At 69.0% G+C, this 23,463-nt stretch carries 21 protein-coding genes; 10 read left to right on the top strand and 11 right to left on the bottom strand.

Annotation, left to right across the window (positions count from 1 at the left end):
• Positions 1–65: 65 nt before the first annotated feature.
• Positions 66–1,493, top strand: coding sequence for a DHA2 family efflux MFS transporter permease subunit (locus tag AB0J87_RS31370; RefSeq protein WP_363970862.1), 1,428 nt, complete (start codon positions 66–68; stop codon positions 1,491–1,493).
• Entirely contained in the window at positions 1,490–2,284 is a 795-nt protein-coding gene (locus tag AB0J87_RS31365; protein WP_363970860.1) for an SDR family NAD(P)-dependent oxidoreductase, read from the top strand. The genes AB0J87_RS31370 and AB0J87_RS31365 overlap by 4 nt, the downstream gene beginning before the upstream one ends.
• On the opposite strand, the gene AB0J87_RS31360 is transcribed toward AB0J87_RS31365, so the two are convergent.
• Positions 2,272–4,389: an RtcB family protein gene (locus AB0J87_RS31360; protein WP_363970858.1), complete on the bottom strand. Its 2,118-nt coding sequence runs from the start codon at positions 4,387–4,389 to the stop codon at positions 2,272–2,274. The two genes, AB0J87_RS31365 and AB0J87_RS31360, sit on opposite strands and share 13 nt — an antisense overlap.
• A 151-nt stretch (positions 4,390–4,540) precedes the next feature.
• On the bottom strand, positions 4,541–4,828 hold the full coding sequence (locus tag AB0J87_RS31355; protein ID WP_355197268.1) for a DUF4287 domain-containing protein: 288 nt from the start codon (positions 4,826–4,828) through the stop codon (positions 4,541–4,543).
• A 94-nt stretch (positions 4,829–4,922) separates the two neighbouring features.
• On the opposite strand from AB0J87_RS31355, the gene AB0J87_RS31350 reads away from it, so the two are divergent.
• Positions 4,923–5,570, top strand: coding sequence for a helix-turn-helix domain-containing protein (locus AB0J87_RS31350; RefSeq protein ID WP_363970856.1), 648 nt, complete (start codon positions 4,923–4,925; stop codon positions 5,568–5,570).
• Between the two features lie 55 nt (positions 5,571–5,625).
• Here AB0J87_RS31350 and AB0J87_RS31345 read toward each other — a convergent pair whose 3' ends face one another.
• From AB0J87_RS31345 to AB0J87_RS31330, 4 genes are all read right to left on the bottom strand, one after another.
• A complete protein-coding gene (locus AB0J87_RS31345; protein WP_363970855.1) occupies positions 5,626–7,095 on the bottom strand; it encodes an ATP-binding protein in 1,470 nt (489 codons plus the stop codon).
• Between the two features lie 380 nt (positions 7,096–7,475).
• On the bottom strand, positions 7,476–8,216 hold the full coding sequence (locus tag AB0J87_RS31340) for a succinate dehydrogenase/fumarate reductase iron-sulfur subunit (RefSeq protein WP_350725586.1): 741 nt from the start codon (positions 8,214–8,216) through the stop codon (positions 7,476–7,478).
• Positions 8,213–10,135 (bottom strand): fumarate reductase/succinate dehydrogenase flavoprotein subunit, encoded by a 1,923-nt coding sequence (locus AB0J87_RS31335; protein WP_350725588.1) that lies wholly within the window; start codon positions 10,133–10,135, stop codon positions 8,213–8,215. The genes AB0J87_RS31340 and AB0J87_RS31335 overlap by 4 nt, the downstream gene beginning before the upstream one ends.
• Positions 10,135–10,884: a succinate dehydrogenase cytochrome b subunit gene (locus tag AB0J87_RS31330; protein WP_350725590.1), complete on the bottom strand. Its 750-nt coding sequence runs from the start codon at positions 10,882–10,884 to the stop codon at positions 10,135–10,137. The genes AB0J87_RS31335 and AB0J87_RS31330 overlap by 1 nt, the downstream gene beginning before the upstream one ends.
• 134 nt (positions 10,885–11,018) lie before the next feature.
• On the opposite strand from AB0J87_RS31330, the gene AB0J87_RS31325 reads away from it, so the two are divergent.
• From AB0J87_RS31325 to AB0J87_RS31295, 7 genes are all read left to right on the top strand, one after another.
• Positions 11,019–11,948: a LysR substrate-binding domain-containing protein gene (locus tag AB0J87_RS31325; protein ID WP_363970852.1), complete on the top strand. Its 930-nt coding sequence runs from the start codon at positions 11,019–11,021 to the stop codon at positions 11,946–11,948.
• Positions 11,949–11,980: 32 nt separating this feature from the next.
• Positions 11,981–13,114, top strand: coding sequence for a fused response regulator/phosphatase (locus tag AB0J87_RS31320; RefSeq protein ID WP_363970850.1), 1,134 nt, complete (start codon positions 11,981–11,983; stop codon positions 13,112–13,114).
• Positions 13,111–14,256, top strand: a complete 1,146-nt coding sequence (locus tag AB0J87_RS31315; protein ID WP_363970848.1) for an ATP-binding protein — start codon at positions 13,111–13,113, stop codon at positions 14,254–14,256. Before AB0J87_RS31320 ends, AB0J87_RS31315 begins: the two co-directional genes overlap by 4 nt.
• Positions 14,249–14,698, top strand: a complete 450-nt coding sequence (locus AB0J87_RS31310) for a response regulator (protein WP_350725597.1) — start codon at positions 14,249–14,251, stop codon at positions 14,696–14,698. Before AB0J87_RS31315 ends, AB0J87_RS31310 begins: the two co-directional genes overlap by 8 nt.
• A gap of 195 nt (positions 14,699–14,893) precedes the next feature.
• Positions 14,894–15,679, top strand: coding sequence for a hypothetical protein (locus AB0J87_RS31305; RefSeq protein WP_350725598.1), 786 nt, complete (start codon positions 14,894–14,896; stop codon positions 15,677–15,679).
• Between the two features lie 12 nt (positions 15,680–15,691).
• Positions 15,692–17,590: a fumarate reductase/succinate dehydrogenase flavoprotein subunit gene (locus tag AB0J87_RS31300; protein ID WP_363970845.1), complete on the top strand. Its 1,899-nt coding sequence runs from the start codon at positions 15,692–15,694 to the stop codon at positions 17,588–17,590.
• Positions 17,587–18,339, top strand: a complete 753-nt coding sequence (locus tag AB0J87_RS31295) for a succinate dehydrogenase/fumarate reductase iron-sulfur subunit (protein ID WP_350725602.1) — start codon at positions 17,587–17,589, stop codon at positions 18,337–18,339. The genes AB0J87_RS31300 and AB0J87_RS31295 overlap by 4 nt, the downstream gene beginning before the upstream one ends.
• Before the next feature lie 54 nt (positions 18,340–18,393).
• On the opposite strand, the gene AB0J87_RS31290 is transcribed toward AB0J87_RS31295, so the two are convergent.
• The 5 genes from AB0J87_RS31290 to AB0J87_RS31270 all read right to left on the bottom strand — a co-directional run bounded on the left by AB0J87_RS31290 (position 18,394) and on the right by AB0J87_RS31270 (position 23,462).
• Positions 18,394–19,698 (bottom strand): hypothetical protein, encoded by a 1,305-nt coding sequence (locus AB0J87_RS31290; RefSeq protein ID WP_363970843.1) that lies wholly within the window; start codon positions 19,696–19,698, stop codon positions 18,394–18,396.
• Between the two features lie 78 nt (positions 19,699–19,776).
• The gene (locus tag AB0J87_RS31285) at positions 19,777–21,231 is read right to left on the bottom strand and encodes a hypothetical protein (RefSeq protein WP_363970841.1); all 1,455 of its coding nucleotides are present in this window, start codon (positions 21,229–21,231) and stop codon (positions 19,777–19,779) included.
• 112 nt (positions 21,232–21,343) lie between these two features.
• A complete protein-coding gene (locus AB0J87_RS31280; RefSeq protein ID WP_350725608.1) occupies positions 21,344–21,748 on the bottom strand; it encodes a (deoxy)nucleoside triphosphate pyrophosphohydrolase in 405 nt (134 codons plus the stop codon).
• Positions 21,745–22,839, bottom strand: a complete 1,095-nt coding sequence (locus tag AB0J87_RS31275) for an NlpC/P60 family protein (RefSeq protein WP_355197288.1) — start codon at positions 22,837–22,839, stop codon at positions 21,745–21,747. The genes AB0J87_RS31280 and AB0J87_RS31275 overlap by 4 nt, the downstream gene beginning before the upstream one ends.
• Positions 22,836–23,462 carry a hypothetical protein gene (locus tag AB0J87_RS31270; RefSeq protein ID WP_363970838.1) on the bottom strand — a complete coding sequence of 209 codons (627 nt, stop codon included), beginning with the start codon at positions 23,460–23,462 and terminating at the stop codon, positions 22,836–22,838. The genes AB0J87_RS31275 and AB0J87_RS31270 overlap by 4 nt, the downstream gene beginning before the upstream one ends.
• Between the last annotated feature and the right edge of the window lies 1 nt (position 23,463).

Below are 23,463 nucleotides of genomic sequence, written 5' to 3'. Positions count from 1 at the left end.
CCGCTAGTTCAACTTCATGGACGTACGGGTTGCGAGCGAACGAATGAGGTAACTAGTTTGAACCCATGAGTTCAAATGAGCCGGACGACCGGCTGGACGCTCGGCTGCTGGGCATGATCGGTGTGATCCTGCTCGGCGGCCTGCTGGGCATCCTCAACAGCACGATGGCCGCCGTCGCCATCGACACCCTGGCCGCGACCTTCGAGACCTCGCTCAGCACGATCGGCTGGACGTCCACCGGGTTCCTGCTGGCCGTGACGGCCACCATCCCGTTCACCACCTGGGCCGTCGACCGCTTCGGCGGCAAGCGGCTGTGGCTGGCCGGGCTGGCGCTGTTCCTCGCCGGATCGCTCGGGGCCGGGGTGGCCTGGGACGTGGGCGCCCTGATCGTGTTCCGCGTGGTGCAGGGGTTCGGGGCCGGGCTGCTCGACCCCCTCGTGCTGATCCTGCTGGCCCGCGCCGCCGGGCCGCGCCGGGCCGGGCGGGTGATGGGCCTGATGGGCGTGGTCCTGTCCCTGGGACCCGTGCTCGGGCCGATCGCGGGCGGCGCCGTGCTGGCCGGCCTGTCGTGGCGGTGGATGTTCCTGCTCAGCGTGCCCGTCGGCCTGGTGGCGCTGCTGCTGGCGCTGCGCGTGATCCCCGCCGACGAGCCGTCCGAGGAGTCGTCGGCGCGGCTCGACGTCGTGGGGCTGGCGCTGCTCGGGCCCGGGTTCGCGGCCGTCGTCCTGGCCCTGTCGCAGACGGCCGAACAGGGGGCGTTCACCGCCTGGCAGGCGCTGCTCCCCCTGGGCGTGGGCGCGCTCCTGCTGCTCGCCTACGCGGCGCATGCCCTGCGTGACCGTCGAACTCCACCGCTGATCGACCTGCGGCTGTTCACCAACCGGGGCTTCACCGCCAGCGTCGCGATCATGGGCCTCGGCGGGCTGGCCCTCTTCGCCGCCCTGTTCGCCCTGCCCCTGTACTACCAGCAGGCCCACGGGCACGGCGTGCTCGCCGCCGGGCTGCTGATGGCGCCACTGGGGCTCGGCGGCGCGCTCGCCATGCCGCTGGCCGGTCGGCTCTCGGACCGCCTCGGCGCCCGCGGCCTGGCCACCGGCGGCGCGCTCCTGGCCGGGCTCAGCGCGCTGGCCTTCACCCGGATCGGCGCGGACACGGCCGAGATCTGGCCGGCGCTGGCGGCGTTCACGATCGGGCTGGGCAGCGGGTGCTTCAGCGCGCCCACGATGGGCTCCCTCTACCGGGCCCTGCCACCGTCCATGGTGGCGCAGGGCAGCTCGGTGCTCTACATGCTCAACCAGCTCGGCGCGGCGCTCGGCGTCGCCGTGGTCACGCTCATCCTCCAGACCTCCGGAGACGTGATCACCGGCTTCCACGGCATCTTCTGGCTCGTCGTGGCGGTGATCGTGATCATCCTGGCCGCCGTCCCGCTCCTGCCGGGCCGGCCCCGTACGGAGGCTGTACCGGAAGCGGAGCCCGCGAGGAGCGCGTCATGAGGACACTGGTGATCAGCGGCGGCACGGACGGCATGGGACGGGCCCTCGCCCGCACCTACCTCGAACGGGGCGACACCGTGGCCGTCATCGGCCGCGACAGGTCCAAGGCGTTGCCCGGAGCGGTGTTCATCCCGGCGGACCTGAGCCTGATCAGCGAGAACCGGCGGGTGATCGCCGAAATCAACGCCGAATTCCCGGCTGTGGACGCGCTCGTGCTGTGCGCGCGCTACTTCCGCACGCACCGGTTCGTGACGGCGGAGGGCCTGGAGGGAACGTTCGCGCTGGACTACCTGAGCCGCTTCCTCCTCAGCCACGGCCTCACCGCGCCCCGCCTCGTCGTGAACGTCTCAGGCCCCGGACAGCCGACCGGCCTCATCCGCTGGCACGACCTCATGCTCGAACGCGGGTACGACGGCATGGCCGCCCAGTTCCAGGCCGGCAAGGCGAACGACCTGCTGGGCGTGGCCTTCGCCGCCCGGCACGGCAGCCGTACCCGCTACGTCCTCATGCATCCCGGAGGCGTCTCGACGAGCGTCGCCGGCGAGTACGACGCGGCGACCGCCGCGCACGTGGAGGCGCTCAAGAAGCACGGACTGCCGGTCGAGGAGGGCATCAAACCGATCGTCGCCCGCATCGACGACCCGCCCGCCGAGCCGCTCAGCGCCTTCATGCGAGAGCGCCGGATCGCCCTCGACCCCGGGTCCTTCGACCCGGCCGCCGCGGAACGACTCCACGAGCTCACGCTGAAGATGATCGGCTCGGCGGGGAACCGAGTGTCCTACCCCTTGTAGTTGAAGATCTGGCGGAGCGTGTGCTGGACCTCCACGAGATCCTGCTGGTCCGCCATCACCTGGTCGATCGACTTGTACGCCTCGGGGTGCTCGTCCACCAGCGCGGCGGCCCGATCCGCGTTCCAGGTGCGGCCGCCCATCGCCGCCTTGAGCGAAGCCGCGGACAGCTCCCGCTTCGCCTTGGTACGCGACATGCGGCGGCCCGCGCCGTGGGAGCACGAGTTGTACGACTCGGGGTTACCGCGACCGCGCACGATGTACGAGCGCGTGCCCATCGAGCCCGGGATCACGCCCTCGTCACCGGTGTCGGCCTTGATCGCGCCCTTGCGGGTGATCCACAACGTCTTGCCGTAGTGGGTCTCCTGCTGGGTGAAGTTGTGGTGACAATTCCGGGTAAGGATGTTGTCTTCCAGCGCGAAGGCGTGGGTGCCGTCCACCACGGCACAGAACACCTCTTCGACCCGGTCGGTGTCCTCGACGGCCAACACGGTCCAGCCCCGCCGTTCCACCGCACCGCGACCCGCCTCGAAGCGCTCCCGATGTTCCGGGATGAGGAAGAACGAAGGGTCGAGGTCCCCGCGCATCAGCCCCAGAAGATAGAGCGAGGTCGGCTTGGTTCCAAAGCCGACACGCTTGTGCTCGCGGATCCCGTACGTGCCGACACCAATCAGGTTGCAGATTACGCGTACCTGCTCCAGGTGCTTGCGGGAGGCCGAAGCGAGAGTGGGCCGTCCGGTCCTACCGACGTCGCCATCGGCAGCGAAGTATCCGGCCAGCCAGCCGTACAGGTAAGAAGGTGCGCTGTCGAGGGGTGGCATGCTCGTCTTCCAATCGACGGGCAAGCCGTTGATCACCTTCATATTGTCGTACGTCCGCAGCGGTCTGCCGATCCCCTCGAAGAGTTCCAGCAGGTGGAGGTCCTTCTCGCCACAGAAGGTCGCACGGGACCTGTTGGGGGACGACACCGATCCGTCACCGAAGACGAAACCCCGGGCCGCACCTGTCCTGTCCACGCCCATGCCAGCTGGTCTCTTGGCGAAGGTCCAAGCGAGACGGTCGCCTCCCTTCAGCTGGGCCGTTGTCACCTCAGCGGGCCGCTTCCCCCAGTACCGGGTGCCGCCGCTGCTGTGCGCCCGGAGAAGCCACCGATGCTCAGGGGTGGCGTAGACGACCTTCTCGACGCCGCTCCGCGACAGCCGTACGCGCATGAGCTTCTGATGGCCGAAGGATCGGACGGGAGCCTTGACCCATTCGCCATCGGTACTGAGCAACTCATGGACGCCGCCGGACAGTTCGGCGATGGGCCGCACGCCTCCGCTCGTCATCACCCCGGTTTCGCCGGCGAAGCAATTGATCGTACGGACCCGCTCGCCCTTGCCGACGACCCTGAACAGGGCGTTGATCAGGACCCGGTCCATCCGCGCCCGCGAGGCCATGGCGTAGTGCTGCGCCCACAGCATGTCCTCGATGTACGCGGTGAACTCCGGCGTGCTCTGCACGAGATACGCCAGGTCCGGGTCCTCCAGGCCGGCGGCCTGCTGCTTCATCAGCTTCTTCGCGCCCGTGATGTGCATCTGGGCGAGCTGGTTGCCGATGCCGCGCGACCCCGAGTGCAGCACCGTCCAGACGTGGTCCCGCTCGTCCAGGCAGACCTCGACGAAGTGGTTGCCCGAGCCGAGCGTGCCGAACTGGTCGCTCACCTTCTTGGTCTGCTTGGGGGTGAGGTCGGTGTGCGGGAGCCCGAGGTCGCTGAGCGCGCGGTCGACCGCCGGGTCTTCGTGCCCCTTGCCGACGCCGGCGGGGATGCGGTGCTCCACCATCGGCATCAGGGCGGCGAGGGTCTCGGGCAGGTCGGCGGCCGTGAGCGTCGTCTCGGTGGCCACCATGCCGCAGCCGATGTCCACGCCGACGGCGGCCGGGATGATCGCGTTTTCCGTGGGGATCACCGAGCCGACCGTCGCACCGATGCCGACGTGCGCGTCGGGCATGAGAGCGACGTGGCCGGAGACGAACGGCAGGCGGGCGGTGCGCGCGGCCTGCGTGATCGCGCCTTCGTCGATCTCGCTGGCCCACGACAGCAGGTTCGGTGCGGGCTGGTTAGGCATGGGATGAAATCTCCTCACTGGTTCTTGATCAGTGTGGCGTGACCAGGAAGGATTTCCCACCCATTATCGAGGACAGGGTGATTTTTGCGGTTGCGAGCAGGTGCGACTCCCAGACGCCCATGCCCTTGCTCCGGGCTACCGGGTCAACTCGTCAGGGTCGGTTGTTCTTGCCGTCCAGCCATAGCGTGTCGGACTCATCGCGATGGGAACCCGAGCCGCCGACGTGTTTGGCGTCGATCTTCGGCCCCTTTTTGATCACGTGCACCAACGCCATCGCGTGCCCACGTCCAAGGTCGTAGTCCTGCTTCAGCCAGTCAATGATCACGCCGGCTTTCACGGACGGTTCGTCGAAGCCGCGCTCCTTCGCCAGAGCGATGAACTCACGTGGAGTCAGTCCGGTCTTGTCCTCGATGTTGTCGAGGTACGCCTGGAACGACATGCGTTTCTCCATTTCACGGGAAGGCCCTGCGAGCAGTAAGCTTGTCTTTTGCAAGTACGGTTTGTCAATTGAATCATGATGTAAGATCTGCATCATGGCATCCCGGGAGTACGGACAGTTCTGCGGCCTGGCCCGCGCGATGGAGATGGTCGGCGAACGGTGGAGCATGCTGATCATCCGCAACCTCCTCACCGGGGCCAAGCGCTTCACGGACCTGCACAGGGGCTTGCCCGCCATCCCGACCAACATCCTGTCGGCCCGCCTCAAACAACTCGAAGAGGCAGGACTGGCCACCCGTCGCGCGCTACCGCATCCCGAACGCGCGGTCGTCTACGAGCTCACCGACTACGGACGCGACCTCGAACCGGCGCTGATCGCACTGGGCCGCTGGGGCGCGCGGACACTCACCGAGCCTCGCCCCGGCGAGCTCGTCACCGCCGAGTCGGTCGCCATGTCCTTCCGCACCACTTACCGGCCGGAAGCAGCCCTGGGAGTCACCGTCGGCTACGAGGTCCGCATGGGAGATTTCACGCTCCGCCTGCAGATCATCGATGGAATGCTCACGGTCGGCATCGGCCCGCACCCCGCCCCCGACCTCGTCATCGAACGGCTCACCGGCCACCCCATCCGCGAACTGATGAGTGGCAGCAGGACCCCCGACGAAGTACTCCACGACGGCAGCGTGCGCATAGAAGGCAATCCCGCGCTACTCGATCGATTCGCCGAGATGTTCCGCTTCTGATCGCTCCCCCCGCTGGGGGGATGGCCGCCCCGCGAAGCACATGGCGGCGCGCACGTCAGCCCCCTGAATACATGCGGTTCAGGTCCACGAGCTCAACGTCCGCCCGCCCGCGCGCCCCCTCCACCAGATCGCTGGTGAATCCGGAGCGTGCGAACAACAGCAGTTTGGGCTGCTTGCCAATCCGGGCGTCTGGAAGCAGCGCACGCAGGTGATCCAGCCGCTGAAGCTGAGGGACGTCCATAGGTGCGAGCGTGGCCTTGGCCTCACCGATCGCGATGATCCGATCGGTGGCGAAGGAATTGGTCTCGGTCACCACGATGTCGAGTTCATGTCCTTTGCGGTGCGCTGGGCAGGGGATTTCGCTCGGGCGTACGGCACTGGCCATCCCACCGAGCGTGTCGCCGGAGGCATGAAGGAAGCACCACTCCCGGGCGAGGTCTTCGAAGTGGGGACCGTAAATCTTCGAGGCGACCGTGTCGGCGTTGGCACGCCAGACGCGGGCGGCCTGGCCGCTGACGAGCTCGGGCTCGCGGCGCTGCGTGATCAACTGGTGCAGGCGGACGATCGGCTCGGCGATCCGGAAAACGCTTCGCTTGTCACGCAACGCGTCGTCGACCTGTTCGACGAGGCCGATGCTCCGCAACCCGTTGAGCAAATGTGCCAACGCGCTCACGGGGCGGCCGAGGGCGGCGGCGATCTCCGAGCGACGCTGGTTGCCCGCGCTGATGGCGCTCAGCGTGGCCGCGTACGAGGTTGGGTCGGAAATCGAAGGCTCCTCCCGGAGCAGCAGCCCACCTTCCCGAAACATCGCCGAGGCGGGATTCAGCAACCGCCGCTGCACCCATCGATCGAACCCGTCCAGATCAGCCGGACCTGACCCACCGCACATCTCCAGATACGCGGGGGTACCTCCGACGAGGGCATGCACCCGGAAAGCCAGCTCCGGGTCGCCGGTCAGGCCCCAGAAGGCAGCGGCATCGCGAAACCCGAAAGGCCGCACGATCAGCTCGAGCACCGCTCGGCCTCGTAGTGGCGCACCTCCACCCAGCAACTGAGCCATCGTGGTCAACGCGCTGCCACAGAGGATCAGACGGGTACGAGTGTGCTCCTTCGCGTATCCCGTCGGGCTCAACGCCTGCTGCAGGTACGACGGCAGCGCCGGGGTCGCGGAGACCAGGTAGGGGAATTCGTCGACGATCACGGGCATCGCCCGCTCCTCGCCGAGCCGGAGCAGTTCGTCGAGCCCTTCCCGCCAGTTGCCGAACGAGACCGGCTGCCGCAGCCCGCGATAGGCGGCGTAGGCGGCGCCGAGATCGGCCAGGTTCTGTGCCTCGGTCTGCTGGGTGGCGGCGAAAAGCAGGCCGCCGGTTTCCTGGGCGAGCAGTTCGAGCATGAGAGTCTTGCCCTGACGCCGACGCCCGTAGACCAGCCCCAAGGTGGCACCGTTCGCGGGGGCACTGGCGAAATCAGCCAGTTCCTCCCATTCCGTGTCACGCCCGAACAGGCGTTCCGGCTTACGAAGCATGCCGCCACCACCATCCAGGTAATCATGGTCACAGCTATGATAGGCCTGACTATCATAGCTCGGCGTACGGCTGGGACATCCGCGAAGGCGGTCTCAGTGCTGATATCCGTACGGCTACCGCTCGTACAGCCGAAGACCAGGCCAATGCGTTGTCGAATCGCTGCAAGGTATGCCCCTGCTGGGCGAAGACCTTGGTCCGGGGTGGGCTCCGGCAGGCCCAGCCGGTAACCAGGCAACGGGTGGGCCCGACCAGCCGCCGAAGGCGTGGGGTGCGCCGACAGGCGCCTTATGGAAACAGCCTGAGCCCCGAGCGCGAAGCGCTCCCTTGGGGAAGCCCTTTTTGCTCGGGGCGGCCTACTGTCCAGTTGGGGTGCAGCCTGCTACTTGGCGTTGGCCTTCAGGTAGTCGGTGTTCATGCGGGCGATGGTGTCCAGAGGGATGCCCTTGGGGCACACCGCCGTGCACTCTCCCGTGTTCGTGCAGCCGCCGAACCCCTCCGCGTCCATCTGGTCCACCATGGCCTTGGCGCGGGACAGGCGCTCCGGCTGGCCCTGGGGCAGCAGGCTCAGGTGGGTGATCTTGGCGGCGGTGAACAGGGAGGCGGAGCCGTTCGGGCAGGCCGCCACGCACGCGCCGCACCCGATGCAGGTCGCCGCGTCGAAGGCCGAGTCCGCGTCCTCCTTGCGTACGGGGATGCTGTGGGCGTCCGGGGCCGAGCCGGCCGGGACCGAGACGAAGCCGCCCGCCTGGATGATCCGGTCGAAGGCGCTGCGGTCCACGACCAGGTCCTTGACGACGGGGAAGGGGGCGGCGCGCCACGGCTCGATGGTGATCGTGGCGTCGTCCTCGAAGTGGCGCATGTGCAGCTGGCACGTCGTCGTCGCGCGCTGTTCGCCGTGCGCGACGCCGTTGATGACCATGCCGCACATGCCGCAGATGCCCTCGCGGCAGTCGTGGTCGAAGGCGATCGGGTCGTCGCCCTCCAGGATGAGACGCTCGTTGAGGACGTCCAGCATCTCCAGGAAGGACATGTCCGGGGAGACGTCCTCGACTCGGTAGGTCACCATCCGGCCGGCATCGGTAGGGCCGCTCTGGCGCCAGACCTTGAGGGTCAGGTTCACTTGTAGCTCCGCTGGCTCATCTTGACGTACTCGTACTCGAGCGCTTCCTTGTGCAGCACCGGCCCGTCGGGCGTGGACTCCCAGGCCGACACGTGCGCGAAGTGCTCGTCGTCGCGCAGCGCCTCGCCGTCGGCGTCCTGGGACTCGGCGCGGAAGTGGCCGCCGCAGGACTCCGTGCGGACCAGGGCGTCCAGGCACATGAGCTCGGCCAGGTCGAAGAAGTCGGCGACGCGGCCGGCCTTCTCCAGGACCTGGTTCAGCTCCTCCGCCGTGCCGCTGACCTTGACGTTCTGCCAGAACTCCGCGCGCAGCTCGGGGATGCGCTCCAGCGCCTTGCGCAGCGACTCCTCGGTGCGCTCCATGCCGCAGTAGTCCCACATGAGCTTGCCCAGCTCGCGGTGGAAGGAGTCGGGGGTACGGGTGCCGTTCACGGCCAGGAGCCGGTCGATCTTGTTCCGGACCTTGATCTCGGCCTCCGCCACGGCCTCCTCGTCCACGTCGCCGAACGGACCGGCGGCCAGGTAGTCGCCGAGGGTGGTCGGCAGGACGAAGTAGCCGTCGGCCAGGCCCTGCATCAGCGCCGAGGCGCCGAGGCGGTTCGCGCCGTGGTCGGAGAAGTTGGCCTCGCCGACGACGAACAGGCCCGGGATCGTGGACTGCAGGTCGTAGTCCACCCACAGCCCGCCCATCGTGTAGTGGACGGCCGGGTAGATGCGCATCGGCACGTCGTACGGGTTCTCGCCGGTGATGCGCTCGTACATCTCGAAGAGGTTGCCGTACTTCTTCTCCACGGCGTCGCGCCCGAGACGCCCGATGGCGTCGCGGAAGTCCAGGTAGACGCCCAGGCCGCCGGGACCGACGCCGCGGCCCTCGTCGCAGACGTTCTTGGCGGCGCGGGAGGCGATGTCACGCGGGACCAGGTTGCCGAAGGCGGGGTAGATCCGCTCCAGGTAGTAGTCGCGCTCCTCGTCCGGGATGTCCCCGGGGGCGCGGGTGTCGTTCTTGCGCAGCGGCACCCAGACGCGGCCGTCGTTGCGCAGCGACTCCGACATCAGCGTCAGCTTCGACTGGTACTCGCCGGAGACGGGGATGCAGGTCGGGTGGATCTGCGTGTAGCAGGGGTTGGCGAAGTACGCGCCGCGCTCGTGCGCCCGCCAGATCGCCGTCGTGTTGCAGCCCTTGGCGTTCGTGGACAGGAAGAACACGTTCCCGTAGCCGCCCGTGGCCAGCACCACGGCGTCGGCGAGGTGGCGCTCGATCTCGCCGGTCACCATGTCGCGCACGATGACGCCGCGCGCCCGCCCGTCGGAGACGATCACGTCGAGCATCTCGTGCCGGGTGTGCATGGTCACGGTCCCGGCCGCGATCTGCCGCTCCAGCGCCTGGTACGCGCCCAGCAGGAGCTGCTGGCCCGTCTGGCCGCGGGCGTAGAACGTACGGGATACCTGGGCGCCGCCGAAGGAGCGGGTGTCGAGGAGGCCGCCGTACTCGCGGGCGAAGGGGACGCCCTGGGCCACGGCCTGGTCGATGATGTTCACCGAGACCTGGGCCAGGCGGTAGACGTTCGACTCGCGGGCGCGGAAGTCGCCGCCCTTGACCGTGTCGTAGAAGAGCCGGTAGATGCTGTCGCCGTCGCCGCGGTAGTTCTTGGCGGCGTTGATCCCGCCCTGCGCGGCGATGGAGTGCGCGCGGCGCGGCGTGTCCTGGTAGCAGAACGACGTGACGTTGTAGCCCAGCTCACCCAGCGTCGCCGCGGCCGAGCCGCCCGCCAGGCCGGTGCCGACCACGATCACGTTGAGCTTGCGCTTGTTGGCGGGGTTGACCAGCTTCGCGCCGAACTTCCGCTTCTCCCACCGCTCCTCGATGGGCCCGGCCGGAGCCTTGGTGTCCCGGATCTCCGGGCCTTCCGTGAACTTCATTACTTCACAACTCCGAAGGTGATCGCGAGCGGCGGCGCCAGGAACCCGATGACCAGCACGGCGGACACCAGCCCGGCGACCGGCCGGAGGGCCTTGTTCCGCGTGCGGTTGGCCCAGCCGAGGGTCTGGAAGGCGCTCCAGATGCCGTGCCGCAGGTGCAGGCCGACCATGACGACGGCGACCACGTAGATCAGGGTCACCCACCACCGGGACGCGTCGAAGCCGGCGATCATCCGGTCGGCGGGCGCGGAGTCGAAACCCTTGGGGTTCACGACGCCGAAGGTCAGGTCCAGCAGGTGCCAGACGAGGAAGAGCAGGATCGTGAGGCCGCCGAACCGCATGATGTGCGTCGCGTAGCCGTTCGCCTGCGACTTCTTGGCGACGTACTTGACCGGCCTGGCCTGGCGGGCGCGGCGGGCCAGCGAGATCGCGGCCCACATGTGCAGGACGACCGACACGACGAGGCCGACCTCGAGGATGGTCAGCACCGTCCGATAGGGCGCGATCGGCTCCAGGAGCGTACGCAGCGCGTGGGCGTACTCGTTGAACGAGTCCTTGCCCAGGAAGATCTTGAGGTTGCCGAGCATGTGGAGGACGAGGAAGAGCACCATCACGGCCCCGGTGACGGCCATGACGGCTTTCTTGCCGTTCGACGAGCGCAGGAACCCGCCGGGCCTCCTGCTCGTTGGAGCGTTCTTGGGAGCGGTAACAGGCGCGGTGGCTGCGCCGCGCTCTATCGTGGCAGTCACGCCTTCAAACGCTAGGTATCCAGCAATCATCCGTCCAAGTCATCACGGGCCTGGTTTCGATAGCCACCGGCTATGATGTCTGGTTTGTACGGTCGCCCCACGGAAACGACGCCGCTCGGTGCGAGGAAAATCACATGCAGTTGCAGCAGCTCGCGTACTTCGTGGCGGTCGCGGAGGCCAGGCACTTCACCCAGGCGGCCGAGCGCATGAGGGTCGCGCAGCCGTCGCTCAGCAAGCAGATCAAGGCCCTGGAGGCCGATCTGGGCGCCCCGCTGTTCTCCCGGGCCCGGGGCAACGTCACGCTGACGCCGGCCGGTGAGGCGCTGCTGCCGCTCGCCCGCAGGATCCTCGCCGACGCCGACACCGCCAGGCAGGAGGTGGCCCAGCTCGCCGGGCTCCGCCGGGGCCGGGTGCGGCTCGGCGCCACGCCGTCGCTCTGCGCGGGGCTGATGGCCGACGCGCTGGCGCGCTTCCACCGCGCGTACCCGGGGATCGAGCTGCTGGTGGAGGAGGGCGGCTCGCGTGACCTCGTCAGGGCGCTCGCGCGGGGGCAGCTCGACCTGTCGCTGATCATCATGCCGCTGCAGAGCGACGACCCCTCGCTGGTGACCGAGGAGATCCTGCGGGAGAACCTGGTGGTGGCCGCGCCCTCCCACGAGCGGCCGAAAGGCCCGTACATGGAGATCGAGTCCCTGCGCGGGCGCCAGATGGTGATGTTCAGGCGCGGCTACGACCTGCGGGAGGCCACGCTGGCGGCCTGCCGGCAGGCCGGGTTCGAGCCCAGGTTCTCCGTGCAGGGCGGCGAGATGGACGCCGTGCTGCGGTTCGTGGAGGCGGGGCTGGGCGTGGCCGTGGTGCCCTCGATGGTCCTCGACGGGCGCCCCGGGCTGTCCGGCACGCCGCTCGCGCCGCCGGGGCTCAGCCGTACGATCGCGCTGGCCCAGCGCAAGGACGTCGAGCCGACCAGGGCCGCCCAGGCGTTCAGGGAGACCCTGCTGTCGTTCGTCGTGGAGGCCGGTCACGAAGGTACGCTTCCGCAAGGGGTGGATCTCATCGCAGAATGACCTGGACGGACCGACCCCCCTGGTGAGGCGTTTTGACGGCACATCTTTCGGAGACGCTGACGTTGCTCCTGATCGAGGACGACGACGGTGACGCCTTCCTCGTGGAGGAGCTGCTCAAGCAGGCCCCCGCGCCGCCGAAGATCTTCTGGGCACGCAGCCTGCAGGAGGCCAGGGCCAAGCTGACGTCGCAGATCCAGTGCGTGCTGGTCGATCTCTCGCTGCCCGACGCGAGCGGCCTGGAGGCCCTGGAGGAGGTGCTCGCGCTGGCGCCGCACACCGCCGTGCTGGTGCTCACCGGGCTCAGGGACGCGCACGTGGGCGTGGCCGCCGTCCAGGCCGGCGCGCAGGACTACCTGGTCAAGGGCGACATCGACGAGCGGCTGCTGGCCAGGGCCATCCGATACTCGATGGAGCGCAAGCGGGCCGACCTGGCCCATCTCGACCTCGTGCAGGCGGAGCTGACGGCCAAGGAGAACGCCAGGCTGCAGGGCGCGCTGCTCCCCGGCCCTCTGCTGCGTACCGAGGCGATCGAGCACGTCACCCGCTACCTGCCGGGCAGCGGCGGCACGCTGGCCGGCGACTTCTTCGACACCGTGCAGACGGCAGACGGCTCGGTGCACATCGTGGTCGGCGACGTGTGCGGGCACGGCCCCGACGAGGCGGCGCTCGGCGTGGCGCTGCGCGTCGCCTGGCGCACGCTGGTCCTCGCCGGTCAGACGGACGACACGCTGCTGCGCACGATGGACGCCGTGCTGCGGGCCGAGCGCAAAACCCCCGAGATCTTCACCACGCTGTGCATGGCCACGATCAGCCCCGACCTGCGGCACGCCAGGATGCGCGTGGTCGGGCACCCGCCGCCGGTGCTGGTGCGCGACGGCGCCGTCCAGGTGGTCGACGGCACGCCCTCCGGGCCGCCGCTCGGGATCTTCTCGGACGCGGAGTGGTCGATGATCGACGTGCCGCTGGGCGACGAGTGGTCCATGATGCTCTACACCGACGGCCTCATCGAGGCCGTGGTGGGCGAGGGCCAGGAGCTGCTCGGCGTGGAGGGCCTGCTCGATCTCGTACGCGAGCACGGCGCCATCGACCTCGACCGGCTCATCAAGCACGTGGGCACGCTGAGCGACGACCTCGCCGTGGTCCTGGTCCGGAGGAGGAGACCATGAGCATCAACCCGCTGCCTCCCCCCAAGGAGCCGACCGGGCTGGGCAGGCTGCCCGTGGCCCGCTGGTTCCTGGTCATGGGGCTGGTGGCCGGCGTCGTGCTCCTGGCCGGGATCGTGGTCGCGATGATGTTCGGCGCGCGGGCTCGCGCGCTGGCCCAGGTGCCCGCCGTCGAGCAGCAGCTCGACCAGCTCAATCTGGCGCTGATCGTGCTCTTCGCGGTGATGCTCGCGTTCGGCATCGCGCTGGCCTTCATCATCCGGTACGTCGTGCTGAAGCCCATCGACCAGCTGACCCAGCAGGTCCGCACCGTGGCGGCCGGCGACTTCGACCACGCCCTGCACGTCGACAGGCCGGCGGAGCTGGCCGAGCTGTCCAGCCACGTCGACTCCATGCGCGGCCGCATCGTGTCGGCCTGGCGGACGGCCGACGACCAGGCCGAGGAGCTGCGCCGGTCCAACGGGGAGCTGGAGCAGTTCGCGTACGTGGCCAGCCACGACCTCCAGGAGCCGCTCCGCAAGGTCGCCAGCTTCACGCAGATGCTGGAGCAGCGCTACGGCTCCCAGCTCGACGATCGGGCCAAGCAGTACATCCACTACGCCGTCGACGGCGCCAAGCGCATGCAGCTGCTGATCAACGACCTGCTCGACTTCTCCAGGGTCGGCCGGGTGACCGGCGAGCGGACCGCGGTCGACGCGGGGAAGGCGCTCGACACGGCGCTGGAGAACCTGTCGGCCACGATCGAGGACACCGAGGCCACGGTCACCAGGGACGAGCTGCCTGCGGTCAGGGGCAACCGGGTGCAGCTCACGCAGCTGTTCCAGAACCTGATCGAGAACGCGATCAAGTTCCGCTCCGAGGCGTCCCCGCGCATCCACATCGGGGCCACCAGGTCCGGCGACATGTGGGAGTTCAGCTGTTCCGACAACGGCATCGGGGTCGAGCCCAAGTACGCCGACCGCATCTTCCTGATCTTCCAGCGACTCCACCCCCGCGACGTGTATCCGGGTACTGGCATCGGGCTGGCACTTTGCCGCAAGATCGTCGAGTACCACGGCGGACAGCTCTGGCTCGACGGCGATGCCGAGAGCCAGGGCACGACGTTCCGCTGGACACTGCCGGCCGCGGGAGACGACGATGAATGAGGGGCGCCCCATCGAGGTGCTTCTGGTGGAGGACGACCAGGGTGACATCCTGCTCACCAAGGAGGCCTTCGACTTCAACAAGGTGCGAAACCGGCTCAACGTGGTCAACGACGGTGAGCAGGCGATGGCGTACCTGCGTAACGAGGACGGATACACCGACGCGCCGCGGCCCGACCTCATCCTGCTCGACCTCAACCTGCCGAGGATGAGCGGCATGGAGGTGCTGGCCGAGGTCAAGGCCGACGCCGGGTTGCGGACGATCCCGGTGGTGATCCTGACAACCTCTGAGGCGGAGGAGGACATCCTGCACAGCTACCGGTTGCATGCCAACGCGTATGTGTCCAAACCGGTGGATTTTGAGCAATTTATCCGGGTTGTCCGGCAGATAGACGATTTTTTCGTGACTGTGGTTAAGTTGCCCGCCCAAGGGCAGCGCCCCTGACGGGCGTACGTGACAGGAATCACAGCTAAGCATCGAAATTGTGAGTGACCCCGCTCACAAATTCGCATGCTGTCGTCGTAACGTATCCCCCACCAACGCGCGCCTGAGCCGTCGCTCGCCGCCGCGCGCCCAGCGAATACGAAAACCACGGACCCCCTGCGCGACACGGGTCCGCGGGAGGTGGAGAGGTCCGCGATGACCCAGACTACGCCCGACGCTCCGGTCAGAAGGCAGCGAGCGCAAGTCAAGGTGCGCACCCTGCGTACCGACAGATGGTGGCTTGTTCCGCTGCTGACGTTCCTCGGGCTCAGCTCATTCCTTGTCTACGGCGTGTGGGCGATCATCGACAACAGCTATTTCGTCGATCCCTACATAGCGCCGTTCTCGTCGCCCTGTCTGGCGACGTCGTGTCCCGAGGGGGCCCGGCTGTTCGGCCTGGCGCCGTTCGGCGACTGGTACGCACTGCCGCCGGGGCTGCTCATTCTCGGCCTGCCGGGCGGTTTCCGGCTTACCTGCTACTACTACCGCAAGTCCTACTATCGCTCCTTCTGGCTCTCGCCTCCGGCGTGCGCCGTCCAGGAGCCGCACGGCAAGTACACCGGCGAGCGGCGCTTCCCGCTGATCCTGCAGAACGTGCACCGCTACTTCTTCTACGCGGCCATCGTGATCGGCCTCATCCTGGCCTACGACGCCGTCCTGGCGCTCGTCCACAAGCCGATCGGCCTGGGCACCTGGATCCTGGTCGTCAACGCCGTCCTGATCAACGCCTACACGCTGTCGTGCCACTCCTGCAGGCACATCACCGCGGGCAGGCTCAACCACTTCTCTCGCCACCCGCTGCGCTACCGGGCCTGGACGTTCGTGTCCAAGCTCAACGCCAAGCACCAACCCCTCGCGTGGGCCTCGATGTTCTCCGTCATGGGCGCCGACCTGTACGTCCGCCTGGTGGCCAAGGGCATCATCGCCTTCCCGTACGCGTAAGGACCAGCTTCAGTGGATAACTCGCTTAACACAGAGCGTCACGAATACGACGTCGTCGTCATCGGCGCGGGCGGCGCCGGCCTGCGGGCCGCGATCGAGGCCCGCCAGCAGGGCAAGAAGACGGCGATCGTGTGCAAGTCGCTGTTCGGCAAGGCGCACACCGTCATGGCCGAGGGCGGCGCGGCCGCCGCGATGGGCAACGTCAACCCGGCCGACAACTGGCAGGTGCACTTCCGCGACACCATGCGCGGCGGCAAGTTCCTCAACAACTGGCGGATGGCCGAGCTGCACGCCAAGGAGGCGCCCGACCGCGTCTGGGAGCTGGAGGCCTGGGGCGCGCTGTTCGACCGCACCAAGGACGGCAAGATCAGCCAGCGGAACTTCGGCGGGCACGAGTACCCGCGGCTCGCACACGTGGGCGACCGTACCGGCCTGGAGCTGATCCGCACGCTGCAGCAGCGCGTCGTCGCCCTCCAGCAGGAGGACTACGAGAAGCACGGCGACTACGAGGCCTACATCAAGGTCTTCGCCGAGTGCACGATCACGCGGCTGCTCAAGGACGAGGAGCGGATCTCGGGCGCGTTCGGCTACTGGCGCGAGACCGGAAACTTCGTGCTTTTCGATGCGCCCACCGTGGTCCTGGCCACCGGCGGCATCGGCAAGTCGTACGTCGTCACGTCCAACTCCTGGGAGTACACCGGCGACGGCCACGCGCTGGCCCTGCTCGCCGGCGCGAACCTGATCAACATGGAGTTCATCCAGTTCCACCCCACCGGGATGGTCTGGCCGCCCTCCGTGCGCGGCATCCTCGTCACCGAGTCCGTCCGCGGTGACGGCGGCGTGCTGCGCAACTCCGAGGGCAAGCGCTTCATGTTCGACTACATCCCGGACGTCTTCAAGGACAAGTACGCGACCACGGAGGAGGAGGGCGACCGCTGGTACACCGACCAGGCCAACAACCGGCGCCCGCCGGAGCTCCTGCCGCGTGACGAGGTGGCCCGCGCGATCAACGCCGAGGTGAAGGCCGGCCGCGGCTCACCCCAGGGCGGCGTCTTCCTCGACGTCTCGACCCGGCTGCCCGCCGAGGAGATCAAGAAGCGGCTGCCGTCGATGCACCACCAGTTCAAGGAACTGGCCGACGTCGACATCACCGCCGAGCCCATGCAGGTGGGCCCGACCTGCCACTACATCATGGGCGGCGTCGAGGTGGACGCGGACACCGGCGCGGCGGCCGTGCCGGGGCTCTTCGCCGCGGGCGAGGTGTCCGGCGGCATGCACGGCTCCAACCGGCTGGGCGGCAACTCGCTGTCCGACCTGCTGGTGTTCGGGCGCCGGGCGGGTGCGGGCGCGGCGGCGTACGTGGACTCGCTGGAGGCCAGGCCCCGGGTCCTGCCCGAGCTCGTGGAAGAGGCCCGGCAGGAGGCGCTGGAGCCGCTGGGCCGCGATGGCGAGAACCCGTACGAGGTCCACCACGAGCTCCAGAGGACGATGAACGACCTGGTCGGCATCATCCGCAAGGCCGAGGAGGTCGCCGAGGCGCTCCAGGTCGTGGAGAAGCTCAAGGAGCGCGCCCAGGTGGTCGGCGCGGCCGGGTCCCGCATCTACAACCCTGGCTGGCACCTCGCGATCGACCTGCGCAACATGGTGCTGGTCTCGCAGTGCGTGGCGCGCGCCGCGCTGCTGCGCGAGGAGAGCCGCGGCGGGCACACCCGCGACGACTTCCCCGGGATGAACCCGGAATGGCGCCGCAAGCTGCTCGTCTGCTCCACCGAGGACGGCTCCACGGTCAAGGTCGAGGAGAAGCTCCAGTCGAGCATGCGCGACGACCTGATCACCCTGTTCGACCGGGACGAGCTGAAGAAGTACCTCACCGACGAAGAGATGACCGAGTTCGACGGGATTTCGAAATGAGCTACAAGGCGAAGTTCAAGGTCTGGCGCGGTGAGGGCGGTGAGGGCAAGCTCGAGGACTTCACCGTCGAGGTGAACGAGGGCGAGGTCGTCCTCGACATCATCCACCGGCTGCAGGCCACGCAGGCGCCCGACCTGGCGGTGCGCTGGAACTGCAAGGCCGGCAAGTGCGGCTCGTGCAGCATGGAGATCAACGGCAAGCCGCGGCTGGGCTGCATGACCCGGATGTCCACCTTCGAGGAGGACGAGACCATCACGGTCACGCCGATGCGGACGTTCCCGGTCATCAAGGACCTGGTGACGGACGTGTCGTTCAACTACCAGAAGGCGCGGGAGATCCCGTCCTTCACGCCGCCGGCCGGCGTCCGGCCCGGCGAGTACCGGATGCAGCAGGTCGATGTCGAGCGGTCCCAGGAGTTCCGCAAGTGCATCGAGTGCTTCATGTGCAACAACGTCTGCCACGTCATCCGCGACCACGAGGAGAACAAGGCCGACTTCTCCGGCCCCCGGTTCCTCATGCGGATCGCCGAGCTGGACATGCACCCGTACGACGTGGCCGACCGCCAGGAGGCGGCGCAGGACCAGCACGGGCTCGGCTACTGCAACATCACCAAGTGCTGCACCGAGGTCTGCCCCGAACACATCAAGATCACCGACAACGCGCTGATCCCGATGAAGGAGCGTGTGGCGGACCGCAAGTACGACCCGCTGGTGTGGCTCGGCAACAAGATCTTCAAGCGCGCCAAGTAGGCACGCACGAATGAGGGGGGCTGGATCTCCAGCCCCCCTCATTTCGTTTCCCGGCTACTTCTTGCGGCCCCAGCGCCTGCGCTTGGGGTCCGGCATCTCCTTGGTCTGCTCCGGCTGCCCGGGCTCCGGCGGCAGCGGCTGGACGACGGTCGCCTCCGCGTCGGGCGCCAGGTAGGGCGGCGGGTCGTACGCCTGCTGCTCCTGGTTCCGGTCCGGCGGGTCGAACAGGGACTGGCCGCCCTGCCACGGCTCCGAGTCGCCGGACTCCGACGCCGAGACCGGTCCGAGCGGGCGCTCCTGACCGGGGACCTCGTACGGGTCGCCGCCGCCCGGCGGGATGTCCGCCGGCGGCGGGTCCGCCGGGACCAGCGGCTCGAACGGGTCGCGGAACTCCTTGGGCTTGGGCGGCTCGTGGTTGAAGGAGTCGAACTCGTCCGGGTGCAGCACCATGGGCTCCGCCACCGGCGGCGGCGGGGGCTCCTGCGCGTAGCCCTGGGGCGGGTATTGGTGCTCCTCGTAGCCGGGGACCGGGCCGCTCGGATACGTCTGCACGGGGACGAAGCTGATGATCGGCGCGTACGCCGTGCCGCCCGGGTAGCCGGGCGCGGGGAAGCCCGCCGTGGTGTAGTAACCGGGGCCCGCGGGGTAGCCGCCGCCCGGAGGAGGCGGAGGCATGTCCGGCCGGCCCATCGGCGGCCCGGCCTTGCGCACGGCGGCCGCGTGGGCCATCCGGCGGAGGCGTCCCTCGAAGATCAGGACCGCGAAGAGCGCGAGCAGGACCAGCACCAGCGCGGGGATGCTGAGCTTCTGCGTCAGCGACTTCTGGTCGAACTCCGGCGCCGCGTTCCGCAGCTCCAGCGGCACCTCCTCGGAGGAGGCGGGCTGCGTGTCGCTCGGCTGCACCGACGGCGCCGTGACCGGCTCGGAGGACGCGACTTCCGGGATGTCGATGGACGGCTCGGAGGCGGTCTGCGAGGGGGTCGTCGGGGGCGTCTCGATCGACTGGGTGGGCAGCGGCTGGGGGTTCTGGTTCTGCTGCGGCGGGGCGCTGGTGGTCGCCGGCGGCGTCGTGCTCTTGGTCGGCTTGGGGGTCTTGCTGGCCTTCGTCGGAGTCGAGGTGACGGTCTTGGTGATCGTCGTCTCCGGCTCCTCGGGCTCCGGCGTGCCCGCCGTCTCGGTGACCGTGACGGTGGTCTCCGGCGTGGTGTCGCACACCTCGCCGATGTCACAGGGCTCGACCGGCTGGTACGCCGACACGGACGCACTCGCGCTCTGTACGATGAACGGTGTCGCTCCGACGCCGGCCAGGCCCAGCGCCAGGACGACAGCGGACGCGGCCGTCGCTCGCGTGCGTGCCACCGGTGCCCTCCGCGTATCCCGGAACCTTGGTCAAGGGAATACTAGTCGGGTCAAAGTAACAGTAAAGCCCGAATTAACCTACGTTTTGCTTTTTCGGCGTCTTTGCACCGTGCCAATCAACCACAGGGCACCCAGCAGCGCTCCGATGCCTCCGGCGACGACCGGCAGCCCCTTCGGACCGTCCAGCGGGCTCGCCCATGCGACAGGGCGGGCGTGCTTCCGCGCCGCGGCCACATTCCACGGCAGCGGGACCACGCCTTCGGCGCCGCGCGCGGGCTGCCCGGCCGCTCCTGGAGCGGCTTGCGGCGCCGCCATGCCGGGCAGGAGAGGCGCGGCCCCCAGCGGGGGCGACGCGCCAGGCAGGACCAGCGCGGGCGGAGCGCCGGGCACCGGCTGCGGCACGGCCTCCGGCAGCCGCTGCAGGGCCTGAGGAGCCTGCGGCAGACCTTGGGGCAACTGCGGCACCTGCGGCAGCCCCTGAGGCAGCTGCGGAAGGCCTTGAGGTAGCTGGGGGGCGGCCTGAGGCCGCTGCAGGCCCTGGGGCAACTGCGGCGCGGCCTGAGGAAGCCGCTGCAGGCCCTGGGGCAGTTGCGGCACGGCCTGAGCCAGCCCGGGCGCCTGCGGCACAGCCTGGGGCAGCTCAAGGCCCGGCACGCCCTGAGGCCACTGCGGCATCATCCGGGGCTGCCGGGGCGCCTGCGGCACGCCGCCCTTCAGCCGGCGCGCGGTCCCTCCGGCCGCCTCACGCCGCGGCGCGGCCGCTTCGGCGGGCCACTGCCCCTCGAGCAGCACGCCGGCCCCGGCCAGCAACCGGCGTCTGGCCTGCGCCCCGGCGACCTCTGGCGCCTCCGCGTCGGCTTGCACCTTCGCCCAGGCCCGTGCGGGCGGGGCGGGCTGTTGCAGTTGAGCGAGGAGTCGTTCCTTCGCCTGGGCGTACTCGCGGCTCTTCCCCGGAGCCGCGCCGGGCACGCCGGGCAGAGGCTCTTCCGGGCTCACGCGGACCGCCGGGCCGCTGAAGCCCGGCTCCTCGTCCATGACGCGCGTTGCGGCCGTCTTGGTCTTGGTCGTCAGCGGGCCGCCCGCGTCGGCCCGCATCCCGGCCACCGCCGCGAGCACCACCTGCTTCGCCCCCGACGGCGTGGTGAGCGTCACGTCCACTTCCCGCTCGCCGGCGAGGTCGCCCAGCTCGCACACCCGCGTCCCGGGCGGGACCGCGCTCGGCAGCACCGAGCCGCCCGTGACGCTCAGCGCCTGGGCCGCCAGCGCCCGCGCGGCCCGCACGCCGCCCCGGGCCGCCCCCAGGCTCGCCTCCGCGGCGGGCGCGAAGGGCGTGCCCGGCGCCGCCGGGGCGCAGGACACCTGCGTCAGCGCCGCCGCCGGGCTGGCCGCGATCGCCACCTTGACCCCGTCGGCCATCCCGTTCAGCCGCACCCGGAACCGCTGGACGTCGCCCGTCCTGATCCACACCCCGGGCGTGCTCACGCGCTCCAGCACCAGCGACACCCGGGAGGCCGCCAAAGGCACGGAGGGCACAGCCGCAAGGATCAGTGCACCCGCAATGATCCAGCCACGCCGCATCACTCCCAACTCCCCCGTTGCGACAGATGTCACTCTTGGTAGTCATTCTGTCACACAGAGGAGGCACCTAATCCCGCGAAAGGAGCAGATTCTCCACAGTCTTCATAACGGGCAGATCCGCCCCGAGCCACTCGACCGAGTAGTACTCGCCGGGCCCCAGCCACCGCAGCGCCAGGTGCTCCCGGGCCTCCGGGACCCCCGAGGGCAGCGAGCACAGCCAGACGCGCAGCACGTACCCCTCGGAAAGCTCCCAGTCCCCGCCCACCTGCTCACCCACCGTGACCTCCACGCCGAGCTCCTCGCGGCACTCGCGGACGAGCGCCGCCGTCTCGCTCTCGCCGGGATCCACCTTCCCACCAGGGAACTCCCAGCCACCCGCGAGCGCCGGAGGCTCGGCGCGCTGGGCGGCCAGCACCCGAGCGCCCGGCGCGACGATCACCGCGGCCACCACGACCGTGTCGAAATCATTCACAGGGTAGGATTCTGCAGCTTCTTCAACTGCTCGAGCACGTCGGGGTTCTGCAGGGGGCGGGTGAAACCGAGGCGGTTGTCCCGGGCCTTGTAACTGGTGACCTTGATCGGCCCGCACAGCCGGCACCGGGCCTCCAGCATCTTGCCCTTCGACACGACGAGCCCGACGTGGCCGGGGTTGTCGGCGGACGTGCCCGGACCGGCGTTGAAGAACACCAGGTCACCGGGCTGTTCCTGACCGTCTAAAACCTTCACGCCGAACGGCCACTGCCCGAACGTCGTACGCGGGATCATCAGCCCCGCCTCCCGATACGCCGCGAAGATGACGCCCGAGCAGTCGAACGCGTCGGGCCCCGTCCCGCCCCACAGATACGGCTTGCCGCGCTGCGCCAGCGCGTATTCCAAAATCTTGGCCACGATGTCGCTCGGCGCGGCCTCCACCAGCGAGTCGTCGCATTCCTCCGAAGCCTGCGGCGGCACCTTGACGTCGCCCGACTTGGCGTACTTCCTGGCGATCGCCTCGACCTGGTCCACGTACCACCAGGCCCGGTTGTAGACGAACAGCGCCTGCCGTACGTTCTCCGGGGCTCCGTTGCGCTTGAGCATCCGCGCGGCACCGAGAATCGCGTCGGCCGGGTTGTAGATGTCGCCGACCCCGTCGCCGTCACCGTCGGAGGCGTACCCGGTGAACTTCGACGACATCGCGACCCTGGCCTTGCCGCCCCACGTGGAGATCAGGAACTGCATCGGCCCGGCCGCGCCCGCGTAGTTGGTGCCGCTCTTGACGCCCGGCAGGTTGGAGCGGCCGTGGTCGGTCTCGCGCTTGCCCACGGCGGCCAGGATGTTCCACTGGACGCCGATCTTCTTGCCGTACTGCTTGTAGAACTCCAGGTATTCGGAGGGGATGTCCGACGTCGCCGAGTCGGACACCTCCTCCACCTGCGTGTTGTCGTTGCAGTCGGGCGAGGTGCCGCCGTCGCTGAGGAACGACGGCATCGAGATCAGCAGCATCGGCGACACGACGACCGCCACCAGGAGCAGCACGCCGGCGGCACCGATGATCAGCGCCAGCCGGGTACGTGAGAGCTTCACCCCGAGGTGTCCCCCTCCTGGCCCTCCGTGGCAGGCCGGATGTCGAAGATCCGCCAGTCGGCTCCCGACTGGGTCACCGTGACCGCGTACTCCTCCTGAGCCGTCTGGTTACCGCTCTTGGCGGTGACCTGCCTGGCCGAGGCGACCACGAAGATGATGGAGTTCTTCTCGATCTGCCTGATCTCCTTCAGCCTGGCCGTGGCCTTGGAGACGATCTGGTCGTTGCGGTTCTGCTCGACGGTGCCCGCCGAGGTCATGGTCCTGGTCAGCTCGTTGCCGAGCTCGGCCGTCGTGTACGCCTTCACGCGGGTCGCGTACGCCGCCGGGTCCTCGTCGTACCTGAAGGTGCCGTAGTCGGCGGTGAACCGCTCGGCCAGGTCCGCCGTCGCGGCCAGCTGCTCCTTCTTCATCGGCAGGAACGAGTAGATGTCGAACGGGGCGGCGCTCGCGGTCGCCAGCGGCGTGCTCGACGGAGCCGGCGCGCTGACGACCCTCGCCGGCTCCTGACCGGGCCCGGCCTGCTCCTCCGGGTCGGGCCACATGGTCAGGTAGATGCCGACCGCGGCGATGACCACGACGACGACGGCGAAGGCCACCCCCCGCCTGTCACCTCCCTGCACCATG

The organism is Nonomuraea sp. NPDC049625 (genome assembly GCF_040675285.1).
In the GTDB taxonomy this organism is placed as follows: domain Bacteria; phylum Actinomycetota; class Actinomycetes; order Streptosporangiales; family Streptosporangiaceae; genus Nonomuraea; species Nonomuraea angiospora_A.
The sequence above is the reverse complement of the archived record's forward strand: the minus strand, read 5'-3'. Positions and strand labels throughout refer to the sequence as shown.